Genomic DNA, 12,331 nt, shown 5'->3' with positions numbered 1-12,331 from the left:
ACACCGGGACAGCAGGCTGCATTACATCCACGTTGCCATCACCATTCCCCACAATAAAAAAGCAGACAGGCATTGCTGTCTGTCTGCATGGTGGTGATTAACCGGGACTCAGTTTTTCTTGTCCATCATCGGTGGACGTCCGCCGCCGTCACGGTGCATGTCGTGGCCAGGACCGGCACCATGGCCACCCATGTGCGACATGCGTTCGCGCATACGGGATTCCATGCGGCGATGGCTTTCATCAAAAATCTTTTGCTGCTCTGGTGTCAGGACAGCATAAAAAATTTTCAGTGCGGTCAGACGCGTCTGCATTTTCGCCAGATGCTCTTTCATTTTTTCCAGGCCTTTTTCCATGCGCTCCGGTGTGCTCAGTTTGGCCATTTCCTTATGGTCCGGACGGGCTGGCATGGCACCAGGATTCATGGCATCGGTAAAGGTTTTCCAGGCCGGTTCCTGCGCTGCAGTAATTTTCAATTTATCATGCATTTCTGCCTGATGCTTGGCCATGCGCTCTTTCATCTTTTCGGCCCACTTGGCCGGGTCTACTGGTGTGCGGCTGTGGCTGGCGTGATCTCCTGCTGATGCTGCAGGAGGAGTGCTTTGTGCAAATGCACCGGCGGCGATTCCCATCGTAATAACCGTCAAACCAAGAGCCAATTTTTTTTGTAAGGTATTCATAATTTTCGCTTTCTTAACAGACTGAACATACTCGCTGCCTGGTCTCCGGCAAACTGTAAAACAGCGAGCAACCTGACTGTGACGTATTACCTTCAGGACCTGAACCGAATCAGACAGGCAGGCCGTTTCAGCACTTGCCACCCATCCCATTTTGCTCACATCCCGGCATTGCTGCCTCAGACATGGAGCGTATCTTGCGGGACAGATGTAACCCAAAAATGTCGGTCTAGCCTCGCTTTGTATCGACGTGTAACAACCTGAAGTACCATACGATGGTATGTTACGTACTGTTTCCTGATCGGTTTATCATAACAAGCCGATACAAAATCTTCGTTTTCATAGCACGGACCAGGCTCATAATGAAACCCATGGACACACCAAATAAAATTCTGATTGTTGATGACGACCGCGACATCCGCAATTTGCTAGCCGATTATCTTGATAATAATGGCTATAGTACGGTCACCGCTGCCGAAGGCAATGCGATGTGGGCCGCCCTGCAAAATCAGCAAATTGACCTGATCGTGCTCGACCTGAACCTGCCAGGTGATGACGGCCTGACCCTGTGCCGCACCTTGCGCAGCAAATCGACCCTGCCGGTCATCATGCTGACTGCACGTGGCGAACCGTTGGACCGCATCCTGGGCCTGGAAATGGGCGCCGACGATTACCTGCCCAAACCGTTTGAACCACGTGAATTGCTGGCGCGCATACGCAGCGTGTTGCGGCGCATCCAGAGCAATATCAATCCGCATACCGGTGAGGCCTTGCAAAAACTTAAATTTGCCGGCTGGACCCTGGATTTGACAGCACGTCACCTGATCAGCCCGGATGATATGGTGGTGTCCTTGTCGGGTGCTGAATTCCGCATGCTGAACATCTTCCTGGATCACCCCAACCGTGTCCTGAATCGTGATCAGTTGTTGAACATGACACATGGGCGCGATGCCGATCCGTTTGATCGTTCCATCGATATTCAGATCAGTCGCCTGCGCCAGAAATTAAGGGAAGATGCGCGCTCGCCGCAAATCATCAAGACTGTCAGAAATGGTGGTTATGTATTGGCCGTGACCGTCGCGGTGGAGCAAGAATAATGAAAATTTTGTCATCGATGTGGGGCAGGGTATTTGCCATTCTTTTACTTGGTGTCGTTGCGTCCACAGCGCTGACCTGGTGGCTGGCGTTTGGCGAGCGCCAGAAAACCATTACCCAATATCGTGACTCGCATGCGGTGGAACGGGCTGAACAGCTGGTACTGGCGCTGGATGCGCTGCCAGCCGCCAATCGCGAAGCTTTCCTGGCAACCGCACCACGCCTGGGTTTGCAGGTCGCCACATTGCCCGCCGAAACATCAGACCAGGCGCAACGTTCAGAATATGCAGCAGCCGTCGGTGAAAGGCTGGGCAAGACCTTTCGCGTGATGTCACTGGCGCAAGATCCGGCATCCTGCCCGCGCGCGCCGCAAAACATACAGACCAACCGTCTGCCCTGCGAAGCACTGGGCATTACCCTGCATGACGGCACGGCCTTGCGCCTGACCGTCTTGCCGCCACGCAGTCCGGCCCCCCCTTTGCGACCAGACTTCATCCAGTATCTGTTCCTGTTCATGGCCAGCATTGCCATACTGACGTACATTATTGCCCGCATGTCCATGCGCCCCCTGCAGCAAATGGCGCAAGCCGCCACCGCGCTGGGGCAAGACATCAACCGCCCGCCCTTACCAGAAAAAGGGGCCACCGAAATCCTGCAGGCAACCCGCGCCTTCAATGCCATGCAAGCCCGGATACGGCAGCACATTGCCCAGCGCACCCATATGCTGGCGGCCATCACCCATGATTTGCAAACCCCGCTGACACGCCTGCGCCTGCGTCTGGAAAAGGTCAAGGATGATGAATTGCGCGACAAACTGATAGAAGATTTGTCCGGCATGCAAATGATGATACGCGAGGGTCTGGATCTGGCCCGCAGCATGGATAGCAATGAAGCCCTGAAACCGCTGGATCTGGATTCCCTGCTCGACAGCGTCTGTGCCGATGCAGCCGACGCCGGCCAGAATGTCAGCTTTCAGGGACAGCCCGGCGTTACCGTGATGGCAAGGCCGCAAGCCCTGCGACGCTGCCTGACCAACCTGATCGACAATGCTGTCAAATATGGCCATTTCGCCAAGGTCAGCCTGGTGGCGGGCAAGGATGCCGCCCACGATGTCATGCATGTACTGATACGCGACGGTGGCAGCGGCATCCCGCCAGAATTGCAGAGCAAGGTATTTGAACCTTTCTTCCGCATCGAAACCTCACGCTCACGCGAATCCGGCGGCACCGGCCTGGGCCTGACCATCGCCCAGAACATCGTCCAGCAACACGGCGGCAAACTGCAACTCAGCAATCTGTCCGAAGGCGGGCTGGAAGTGCGCCTGACTTTGCCTTTGCAGGCGAGTTAAGCCGGTCAGATAAAGGCGGGCGTTGTTTGCGCCCGACCTGACTATTCACTGGCTTGGCTATCATTCAGAACCTGTTTACGATCTGTAGCGAGCGAACGCGCGTACATCAGCGGGGTAAGGGTAACAAAAACGCAGCGCAAAAAGCGGAATGGTCTCAAGACCATGAGCATTTTGAGCAGCGCATGAGCCCCGTGTGGACTCCGATTGCGCTCGCGCTTAAGATCGTAAACAGGTTCTCAGGATACCGCCACTGACATCATGCTAATGGCACCCAGTTCCATGCCTTCGGCAAAAACGGTCACTCGTTCATCCGGCCGCTTGCTGCCCAGCACATACAGCACGGGCAAGAAATGTTCATTGGTGGGTACGGCCAGGCTGGCATCGTTGCCGAACTGTTCATAATGCACCAGCTTGTCCCAGTCCTGCTCGAGGATGGCTGCTCGCATAGTGTCATTGAAGCGTTGTGCCCAGTCATACGCTCGCACTTCGGATGACATGCGTCGCAGATTGTGGACCACATTGCCACTGGCCATCAGCATCACACCCTCGTCACGCAAAACACTCAATTGCCGTCCCAGTTCAAAATGCCAGGCTGCTGGCTGTGACAAATCCAGGCTCAGTTGCACGACCGGCACATCCGCTTGCGGATACATCTTGACCAGTACTGACCAGGTTCCGTGGTCCAGACCCCATTGCTGGTCTTGTACCACCGTCATGGGTGCCAGCAAGTCTGCCACCCGGGCGGCCAACGCCGGGTCACCGGCAGCCGGGTACTGGATATCAAACAGGGCTTGCGGAAAACCGCCGAAATCATGAATCGTCCTTGGCCTGGGCATGGCCGTCACGGCCACTCCACGCGTCATCCAGTGGGCAGAGACCATCAGGATCGCCTTGGGGCGTGCCAGCGTTTGTCCAAGATCATGCCAGGCACGGGTATAGTCATTGTCGTCCAGAGCGTTCATGGGGCTACCATGACCGATGAAGATGGCGGGTGAGCGCGGGGATACAGACATGGAAACTCCTGCTGGCAATATGCTGACGAAAGTATCAGCGAAAGTGTCAGAATACGCCAAAAGACTTGTTCATGTTTGCCCGCCAGGGCGTGCTCCCCTGTAAAATCCGGGAAAAAGCTTAAGGATAAAAAACATGATTAATTTACAGCTCGGTGATGTCAGCCATATCATTCAACTGGCCATTGCCCCGGTCTTTCTGCTGACCGGCGTGGGCACCACGCTTTCGGTCTTGACCAATCGACTGGCACGCATTATTGACAGATCGCGGGTGATCGAAGACTTGTTGCACGGCCACGATGCCGTGCTACCCGTTCCACCCGGTCTGGAAGAAGAGCTACATGAACTGTATGAGCGCTCGCACCTGATCAACCGGGCCATCACGCTTAGCACCTCGTGTGGCTTGTTCATCTGCCTGGTCATCGCAACCTTGTTTCTGGGTGACGCCACCAGTTTAAGCCTGGATAAGCCGATCGCGCTGTTGTTTGTGGCCGGTGTTTTTTCACTGATAGGCAGTTTCATCTACTTCCTGCGTGAAATTTTCGTTGCCACCAAGACCCTGACCCGCCAACGCGAATTGGGCCGGCATAAAATCATTGCGCGTGAATAAACGCTGAATCTGAATAAAAAAACCCCGCCATCTTTTGATGCGGGGTTTTTTATTCGGCGTGTCCACACGCCCTCATAGGTTGCTTGCTATTTTGTACTTGTTATTTTGAAACTACAGGTGCTTGCACCGTGACGATCACGTCTATGGAAGCAGTGCCAGGATTTGCCACCGTGATGGGTTGATAACTGCCAGTAGCGCGGAAAACCAGTGTGCCAGGTATGCTGGGCGCTATAAAACCAGCGTTTCCAGTGCTGGCACCGGCAATGACAACGGCCGTGCCGGTTATCTGCGACCAACTGTAGTACACAATATTCGACCCGGTATTGGATGGGGCATCGACTTTCAGGGTGACAGCACTACCAGTCAATACGACCTGTACCGGCGTGTACGACACCAGCGAAATAGGTGTCAGGGGATCGACATAAAACACCACATCTAACTGTGCAATCGGATCAAGCGAAAACCCGCTGGAGGTAATCACTGAATTCGACACATTCAATGTAAACACAAAGGCAGTGCGGGTATCCATAAACTTGGGCAAGGCGGCACTGGCAACACTGCTGAAGGCATTGAAAATCTCTATAGGTGGACCAGATTTTTGCTTCCAGTAATAGAACAGAGGTGTGCTACTGTCGACCTTGCCATTGACGTCGTATTTGACGGACTTGCTACCATCCAGGCTGATCGTAGCGCCGGCAGCTACTGTGCCACCGCTATAAGAAATGGGCACCACAGTAGGTTTGATAATGGGAGCGACCGTGACCGTCTGGGTCGCTGTGCCGACCTTTTGCTTGTCATCCGTAACACGGCATTGCAGCTTCAAGGCCGTAGAGGCTGTCACCACAGGAGCGATAAAACTGGTCGCGGCAGTATCTGTCGTTGCCAGGGTCACTGTCGTGCCAGCGGCGTCGCTGACCACCCATTGATACGAATAAGGCTCGCCCGTGGTTGCCGGCGTACCGCTACTGCCAGCACAAGTGAGGCTGACCTTGTCGCCGGATGTGGCAGTGCTGTTGCCACTGACCTTGGCTACCGGATTGGCGGTGGTGGACGCTTCCTGTTTCACCACTAAGGTAGTGGATGCCTTGACGGTATTGCCTTTGACATCGACGGCATTCAGGGTGAACTTGTAGGTGTAGTCTGCGGTGAGCAAGGCAGGCGGCGTCACTTGCAAGACACAGCTGGCTTCCGAACCGCTAGTGCTTTTTTGTATGGTCTTGCAATCGGCATTGGTCACGGCTGTCAGCGGATTGGCAGACAGGGTCAGGTTTTCTACCTGCCAGTACATATTCGTGATGACACCGGCAGTGCTGCTGGCCTGGCCATTGAAACTCAGGGGGGCACCACTAGTCACTGTCAGCGCATCGGGAACCGCAATCGCCATGGGGTTGGCGGCGGTGCCGCCAGATGTGCCCGAGCTGCTGCTACCACCGCAAGCCACCAATGCCAGGCTGGAAAAAACGACTAAGACTGTTTTGATTTGCTGAAACACGCTGACTCCGATGACTTGCAAAATAGAGAAATTCTCACCATTGTAGCTTTATGCTGGCAATTGCAATACCTTTACGCCAAGTGTTGACAAAATGTTTCAAGTTTCTGTAAAGCATGATTTGTTTGCGAACGACCGTGCAAAAATTCCCTAGCTATGGCACTCTAATAAAAAACTGAAAAAATCCTGGAGACAATTGATGAACACTTTGCATTACGCCCACTGGCCGCAAGGCTTGCCCCATCGCCTGATCGCGCCTGAAACCAGCGTGTATACCAATTTGCAGGTGTCGGCACTGCGTTACCCCGACAAACCGGCCATCATCTTTTATGACACGGTCATCACTTACCGCCAACTGCATGAAGAAGTGCTGGCGCTGGCAGGCTATCTGCAACAGGTCTGCGGCGTGCAAAGAGGTGACCGGGTCTTGTTGAACATGCAAAACTGCCCGCAATTTGTGATCGGCTTTTATGCCATCCTGCGTGCCGATGCCATGGTGGTTCCGGTTAATCCCATGCTGATGACGGATGAACTGGCGCACTATATCGCCGACAGCGGTGCCCATACCGCCCTGGTCTCGCAAGAGATATTTGCGCGCCTGCAGCCATTGATAGGCCACAGTACCTTACAAAATGCAGTAGTAGCTACTTACTCCGACCATTTGAATGTGGCCACCAGCCTGACCATCCCGGATTTTGTCAAGGCAGAACGGCAGGTACCTGAACAGGCGGGTGTCAGCAGCTGGCAGACCGCCATCCAGGCCGGGCATCAGCCACATATGCACCAGGCCGGACCGGATGACCTGGCCTGCATGCCGTATACCTCAGGCACGACCGGCAAACCCAAAGGCTGCATCCATAATCACCGCTCGACCATGTTCAACATCGTGGGCAGCCCCACCTGGTCGGGTGCCGTAGTCGCCAGCCATGTGGCACTGGCAGTATTGCCCTTCTTTCATGTTACCGGCATGCAGTCGGTCATGAATGCCATGATCTATTGCGGCGGCACCCTGGTCATCCTGCCCCGCTGGGACCGCGACGCCGCCGGGCAATTGATTACCCGCTATGCCGTCAGCAGCTGGACCCTGGTGCCATCGATGATGATCGATTTCCTGTCGAATCCGCGTCTGGGTGAATATGATATTTCGAAACTGACCAGGGTATCTGGCGGCGGTGCAGCCATGCCGGCCGCCATCGCACAAAAACTGCTGGAACTGTCGGGGCAGGTATACATGGAAGGTTATGGCTTGTCCGAAACCATGGCACCTTCCCACCTCAACCCGCCGCAACGCATGAAGCAGCAATGCCTGGGCATGCCGTATTTCAACGTCGATTCCCGCGTGGTTGATCCCACTACCTTGCAGGAAGTAAAACAGGGCGGAACCGGTGAAATCTGGATCAACGGCCCGCAAGTCTTCCAGGGTTACTGGAACGACCCACAAAAAACCGCCGATTCATTTGCCGAACTCGACGGCAAGCAATTCTTCCGCTCCGGCGACCTCGGTTACATGGACACCGAAGGCTTCTTCTTCTTCACCGACCGCCTGAAACGCATGATCAACGCCAGCGGCTTCAAAGTCTGGCCCGCCGAAGTCGAATCCATGATGTACCAGCACCCGGCCATACAGGAATGCTGCATCATCGCCGCCCACGACAGCTACCGCGGCGAAACCGTCAAAGCCGTGATCGTCAAAAAACCCGGTAGCGACATCACCGCCGAAGACATCATGACCTGGGCCCACGACAAAATGGCCGCCTACAAGGTGCCGAAATTCGTGGAATTTGTGGACAGCCTGCCAAAGTCAGGGACGGGGAAGGTGATGTGGACGACTTTGCAGGAGAGGGAATCGGCGAAAAAATAGGGGGATCAAGCAAAGGTAATTACGGTACTGGTGGTTTTGACGTTGCTGTTGTGGTTGTTTTTGACGTTGATCTTAATCCGCTTGGGACGATGTAATTTGTGCTTCACAGAAAATGGAAAAAGAAGATCCGATGTCTGAGGTGTAGCTGGGGTTTCGAGATGCATGCATCTCGCCAGCGTAACGGCAATCGCTTGCAAGCGATTGTGCGCCCTGCAAGGGAAGCGAGTTGCGGATCTTCCCATTTTTTGTGATGCACAAATTATGCTGGAGCGTAGCGTAAGCACCCGAAGGGCGAGTCTGCGGTCGCCTTTCTTTGATTACGTTCTTTGGCGAAGCAAAGAACGGAATTCGGCCGCCGGGCCGAGACCCGGCTTGCATCCACGAAGGGCAATCGTTTCAACCAAAGTACGACATGCAACGAACGCCGCTGGAGCTCCAGCCTGGTAGCTTCCTGCCTTCGCAGGAATGACGAAAATAAGATCACTGTTGATCGGCAGAACCCCATCCTCATCCCTACCTTCTCCTTGAAGGAGAAGGAGTAAAACCAGCACAGCAACTGGCGCGGCAAGTTATCGTTTGGCTTGCCAAACCCCAATCAAGGCAACGGAAACACCAGACACGTCGTCGTCGCATGCGCATAAACCCTACCCGCTGCATCAACAATACGCCCCTCCGCCGTACCCACCTGCCTACCCACCTGTATGACTTTACCCTCAGCCCGTACCGGCCCGGTCTTGCTGTTCATGGCACGTATCAGGTTCACCTTGATTTCCAGCGTGGTGTAGCCCGTGCCCTTCGGCAGCATCGATTGCACGGCACAGCCTACGGCTGAATCCAGCAGGGTGCAGAAATAGCCACCATGCACACTACCCAGGGGGTTGTAATGCTGTACACCGGGCGTGCCCTGAAACACGACACGGCCTGGCTCACCTTCCACCGGAATGAAATCCAGGGTCTTGCCTATCGGGGCGACCGGGTAATCGCCATTCAAAATACCCAACAGAAAATCGATGCCGCTGACGGCTTTCAACTGTTCCAGCGTGGCGACGCCAGGTTCGGCCATGCGCGCCCGTACTTCGGCTTCGCGTGCCAGCCATTGTTGCAAGACTGCTTCCGTTTCTGTACTCATCATGCATCCTTACGGGGAAATAAAATCATTTGTGTACAACGGAACAGGGCGATGGTCTTGTCCTGGTAACTGACCACAGCATCCCAGACCTGGGTCGTGCGACCCAGATGCACGCCAGTGGCAACCACGCTGATGGTGCCTTCACGGGCCGTGCCCAGGTGATTCGACTTCAGTTCCACCGTCGTAAAACTTTGCGCCCCAAGCGGCAAGCTGCTGATGCAGCCATAACCACAGGCAGTATCGGCCAGCGTCACCACGCTGCCGGCATGCAGGTAACCATTCGGGGCCAGCAAATGCGGCTGCACTGGCAATTCTGCGGTGACACGGCCTTTTGCTACTGACAGGATACGTATGCCCAGATAGCCGGGCAAGAATGGGGCGCCGAACTGGTTCAGGTGCTGCGCCTGCTCGTCGGGTTCATTGGCACCGGGGGTCATATCTGCTGCTTGCATGTTCATCTTCCGTGTTGACTATTCTTACCGGACATTCTAGATATTGCAGGAAATGGTGGACAGTGTCAGTATTGACTCTTTTAATGCAGATTACGACAAATGATAGCGATCGAAGTCTGGCTTTATCCACAATGCATGGCATCTGCCGTCACTGGCCCGCTGGACGTGTTTGCGGTGGCAAATGCGATTTGGGCAATAAAAAACCGGGATGATGTCGGCCCGCTGTTCAAGTGGAGCCTGCGTTCCCTCGATGGCAAACCGGTCATGACGCCAGCCGGGGTCAGCCTGATCGCGGATGGGTCGATACAGGCCGACAGCCAGGCTGATGTGATCATACTGCCTGGCATTTATGTCGGCAATGGCATTGCCGGCCTGCTGGGCAATTTGCATGACATGCGTGCGGTATTCCCTATCCTGCGTGAAAAACACCGGCAGGGCACGGTGCTGGCCTCGAATTGCAGTGCCACTTTTGTGCTGGCCGAAGCTGGCTTGCTGAATGGCGGCCATGCCACCACCACCTGGTGGCTGGAACGGGCCTTCAAGGCCCGTTATCCAGAGGTGCAATTGCGTCTGGCCCAGGTGTTGAATGAATATGAAAACATCCTGACCAGCGGTGCAGCCACCAGCTACCTGAACCTGGCCTACTACCTGGTCGAGAGATTTGGTGGCCAGGATGTCGCCACGGGAGTTTCCAAGACCTTGCTGATCGATGCCAACCGTGCATCACAAATGCCATATATGCAAATGCTGACCCTGACCCAGCAAGATACCCAGCCGCATGAAAACCTGTTGGTACAGCGTGCCCAAAAATGGCTGAACCAGAATCACCACCTACCTTTCCGCCTACCGGCACTGGCGGAACATCTGGCCGTCAGCGAGCGCACGGTCATCCGGCATTTCCATCAGACTCTGGATACCACGCCAGCCAGCTACGCGCAGCAGATCAAGATGGACATAGCCAAACGTCTGCTGGAAAGCACGACACTGACGCTGGAACAGGTTGCCGAACGCACCGGCTACAGCGACCCCAGTTCCTTCCGCCGCCTGTTCAAGCGCCATTCGGGATTGTCACCAGCCAGTTATCGCGAACAATTCAGACCGGCGAAGCGGGTGGTCAGCACCTGAGCTACACTGGTGCAAAAGTGTGGGAAATGATAACAACACATGGCCAAACCTGACCAGCACAGCCATCATTTCCACATGGGAATTATTACTGCTTTTTTCTATATAATGCACTTATGCACAAACTACCCGGAAAAAGGAAAGTCTCTTACGGCACAGATACGGTGGCGCCAGAAAAGCCTGCCGCCTTGCTGGATAAAGACGCCGTCGTCAAAGCTCCTTTAACGCCACCCTTTGTTACCCCGGAACCGGCTTTTGTGGTGCCGCTTCGGGATGCAGCGCAGCCTGAAGAGGCCCCGGTCTCAACCAGGCTTGTCAAATTCAATGAAGTCAAGACGCAACTGCTGCGTTCCCACAACCGTTATCTGGTGAAATGGCAAATCGCCCTGATTCATGAGTTCAGTGGCGAGAAACTGACGTATCACGGCAAGATCAATGACATTTCGGAAGACGGTCTCAGCATGTTCTGTGACTACAATGTGTTTTTTAATGGCCGGGTCAAGCTGATCATGACGATGCCACCTTTGAATACCGGTTTGCAGGCGCAAAAAATAGAAGTCGAGAGCAAGATGGTGTACACCATACTCTCGCAATTTTCCTTCCGTATCGGGCTGGAATTCTTGAACTTCCGCGATGGCGAAAAGAAAATATTAATGGACAGGCTGCAAAGCAGTAATGCCGCCCTGATGCCGAACACTGCCTGAGTAGCGCACTCGCTGACCAGAGCATGTTGACCTGGTGTAGTGTTGCACAGCTGCTGCTGGATGCCTCAATCTCCGCTGCTACAACCTCCGCTGCAACCGCCACTACACCCCGAACTGTCATTACCGCTATCGCTACTGCCACTGTCGGCATTGCTGCCACTGCCACCATCATTCGTGGTGTCACCAAAATCATACGGACCGTCACTGCCACCACCGTAAAAATCGCCACCGCAATACACCGTGCCATCCGCATTGGCGCGCAGCGCACTGCAATCGGGTTCATAGCGAAAACCATCGGCAATATTCCATTTTGCATCCAGCGCAAACAGCAGGGGTAAGCGGGTGGCACGACGCGGATTGATGTTTTCTTCCAGACAGGCAAACCACCAGGTGCGACGCAGGCCATCGTTATTGCGCAGATTGCTGCCCAGCACGGCGGCTGGCGTGTGGTGCATATACCGGCCAAAAGCCTTTTTACAGAATTGTTCGTAATTTTTTGTGTACAGAATAAATTCATGCCACAGCTCATCCACCACCTGTGAAGGCATGGCGATATGCTTGTAACCACATTTCAGGTACACCAGGAAAAACTGCCGCAGGGCCCGTGCCAGCAGATGCTGATCTTTTAAAGACAGGTCGGGGCGCTGTTTGTGTAGTCTTTCCAATAATCCCGGTGGAAACATATAGCTGCGTATGTAATCCGCCTGGGCTGCACGCCGCCAACGCATCCAGACAAAAAGCAGGCTCAGCGAAAGCAACAGCACCACGATAGTCATCAATATAGGCATGTAGTGATCCTCAGAATTTAACAAAAACTTGCTGTTTTGCTGCCTTGC

The 12,331-nt window shown here is 54.4% G+C and carries 12 protein-coding genes; 6 read left to right on the top strand and 6 right to left on the bottom strand.

Features of this window, described 5'->3' with window-relative positions; all coding sequences use genetic code 11:
- Positions 1 to 108 precede the first annotated feature (108 nt).
- Positions 109 to 678: a Spy/CpxP family protein refolding chaperone gene (locus tag ACO0LM_RS17635; RefSeq protein WP_423038546.1), complete on the bottom strand. Its 570-nt coding sequence runs from the start codon at positions 676 to 678 to the stop codon at positions 109 to 111.
- A 368-nt stretch (positions 679 to 1,046) separates the two neighbouring features.
- Between ACO0LM_RS17635 and ACO0LM_RS17630 the strand changes: the two genes are divergently transcribed.
- A complete protein-coding gene (locus ACO0LM_RS17630; protein WP_422989964.1) occupies positions 1,047 to 1,772 on the top strand; it encodes a response regulator in 726 nt (241 codons plus the stop codon).
- On the top strand, positions 1,772 to 3,118 hold the full coding sequence (locus tag ACO0LM_RS17625; RefSeq protein WP_423038545.1) for an ATP-binding protein: 1,347 nt from the start codon (positions 1,772 to 1,774) through the stop codon (positions 3,116 to 3,118). The genes ACO0LM_RS17630 and ACO0LM_RS17625 overlap by 1 nt, the downstream gene beginning before the upstream one ends.
- A gap of 236 nt (positions 3,119 to 3,354) precedes the next feature.
- On the opposite strand, the gene ygiD is transcribed toward ACO0LM_RS17625, so the two are convergent.
- Entirely contained in the window at positions 3,355 to 4,131 is a 777-nt protein-coding gene (ygiD, locus tag ACO0LM_RS17620) for a 4,5-DOPA dioxygenase extradiol (RefSeq protein WP_423038544.1), read from the bottom strand.
- Positions 4,132 to 4,267: 136 nt separating this feature from the next.
- Here ygiD and ACO0LM_RS17615 point away from each other — a divergent pair, with 136 nt between their 5' ends.
- On the top strand, positions 4,268 to 4,738 hold the full coding sequence (locus ACO0LM_RS17615) for a DUF2721 domain-containing protein (protein ID WP_423038597.1): 471 nt from the start codon (positions 4,268 to 4,270) through the stop codon (positions 4,736 to 4,738).
- Between the two features lie 100 nt (positions 4,739 to 4,838).
- On the opposite strand, the gene ACO0LM_RS17610 is transcribed toward ACO0LM_RS17615, so the two are convergent.
- The gene (locus ACO0LM_RS17610; RefSeq protein WP_423038543.1) at positions 4,839 to 6,230 is read right to left on the bottom strand and encodes a hypothetical protein; all 1,392 of its coding nucleotides are present in this window, start codon (positions 6,228 to 6,230) and stop codon (positions 4,839 to 4,841) included.
- A 196-nt stretch (positions 6,231 to 6,426) separates the two neighbouring features.
- Here ACO0LM_RS17610 and ACO0LM_RS17605 point away from each other — a divergent pair, with 196 nt between their 5' ends.
- Positions 6,427 to 8,088, top strand: a complete 1,662-nt coding sequence (locus ACO0LM_RS17605; RefSeq protein ID WP_423038542.1) for a long-chain fatty acid--CoA ligase — start codon at positions 6,427 to 6,429, stop codon at positions 8,086 to 8,088.
- Between the two features lie 595 nt (positions 8,089 to 8,683).
- Here ACO0LM_RS17605 and ACO0LM_RS17600 read toward each other — a convergent pair.
- Positions 8,684 to 9,217 (bottom strand): PaaI family thioesterase, encoded by a 534-nt coding sequence (locus tag ACO0LM_RS17600; RefSeq protein ID WP_423038596.1) that lies wholly within the window; start codon positions 9,215 to 9,217, stop codon positions 8,684 to 8,686.
- Positions 9,217 to 9,669, bottom strand: coding sequence for a PaaI family thioesterase (locus tag ACO0LM_RS17595; RefSeq protein WP_423038541.1), 453 nt, complete (start codon positions 9,667 to 9,669; stop codon positions 9,217 to 9,219). The genes ACO0LM_RS17600 and ACO0LM_RS17595 overlap by 1 nt, the downstream gene beginning before the upstream one ends.
- A gap of 99 nt (positions 9,670 to 9,768) precedes the next feature.
- Here ACO0LM_RS17595 and ACO0LM_RS17590 point away from each other — a divergent pair, with 99 nt between their 5' ends.
- Together ACO0LM_RS17590 and ACO0LM_RS17585 are read left to right on the top strand one after the other, a co-directional pair.
- Positions 9,769 to 10,794 (top strand): GlxA family transcriptional regulator, encoded by a 1,026-nt coding sequence (locus ACO0LM_RS17590; RefSeq protein WP_423038540.1) that lies wholly within the window; start codon positions 9,769 to 9,771, stop codon positions 10,792 to 10,794.
- A gap of 113 nt (positions 10,795 to 10,907) precedes the next feature.
- A complete protein-coding gene (locus tag ACO0LM_RS17585; RefSeq protein ID WP_423038539.1) occupies positions 10,908 to 11,495 on the top strand; it encodes a PilZ domain-containing protein in 588 nt (195 codons plus the stop codon).
- A 65-nt stretch (positions 11,496 to 11,560) separates the two neighbouring features.
- Here ACO0LM_RS17585 and ACO0LM_RS17580 read toward each other — a convergent pair whose 3' ends face one another.
- A complete protein-coding gene (locus ACO0LM_RS17580) occupies positions 11,561 to 12,283 on the bottom strand; it encodes a glycine-rich domain-containing protein (protein WP_423038538.1) in 723 nt (240 codons plus the stop codon).
- Positions 12,284 to 12,331: the final 48 nt, after the last annotated feature.

Origin of the sequence: Undibacterium sp. Di26W, from assembly GCF_049340265.1 — a bacterium.
GTDB lineage: Bacteria > Pseudomonadota > Gammaproteobacteria > Burkholderiales > Burkholderiaceae_D > Undibacterium.
This window is presented reverse-complemented; position numbering and strand designations above follow the sequence as displayed.

What these genes read in the sequence shown, in the direction of transcription:
- ACO0LM_RS17635 (WP_423038546.1), bottom strand. Translation starts at nt 678, where the DNA reads ATGAATACCTTACAAAAAAAATTGGCTCTTGGTTTGACGGTTATTACG.
- ACO0LM_RS17630 (WP_422989964.1), top strand. Translation starts at nt 1,047, where the DNA reads ATGGACACACCAAATAAAATTCTGATTGTTGATGACGACCGCGACATC.
- ACO0LM_RS17625 (WP_423038545.1), top strand. Translation starts at nt 1,772, where the DNA reads ATGAAAATTTTGTCATCGATGTGGGGCAGGGTATTTGCCATTCTTTTA.
- ygiD (WP_423038544.1), bottom strand. Translation starts at nt 4,131, where the DNA reads ATGTCTGTATCCCCGCGCTCACCCGCCATCTTCATCGGTCATGGTAGC.
- ACO0LM_RS17605 (WP_423038542.1), top strand. Translation starts at nt 6,427, where the DNA reads ATGAACACTTTGCATTACGCCCACTGGCCGCAAGGCTTGCCCCATCGC.
- ACO0LM_RS17600 (WP_423038596.1), bottom strand. Translation starts at nt 9,217, where the DNA reads ATGAGTACAGAAACGGAAGCAGTCTTGCAACAATGGCTGGCACGCGAA.
- ACO0LM_RS17595 (WP_423038541.1), bottom strand. Translation starts at nt 9,669, where the DNA reads ATGCAAGCAGCAGATATGACCCCCGGTGCCAATGAACCCGACGAGCAG.
- ACO0LM_RS17590 (WP_423038540.1), top strand. Translation starts at nt 9,769, where the DNA reads ATGATAGCGATCGAAGTCTGGCTTTATCCACAATGCATGGCATCTGCC.
- ACO0LM_RS17585 (WP_423038539.1), top strand. Translation starts at nt 10,908, where the DNA reads ATGCACAAACTACCCGGAAAAAGGAAAGTCTCTTACGGCACAGATACG.
- ACO0LM_RS17580 (WP_423038538.1), bottom strand. Translation starts at nt 12,283, where the DNA reads ATGCCTATATTGATGACTATCGTGGTGCTGTTGCTTTCGCTGAGCCTG.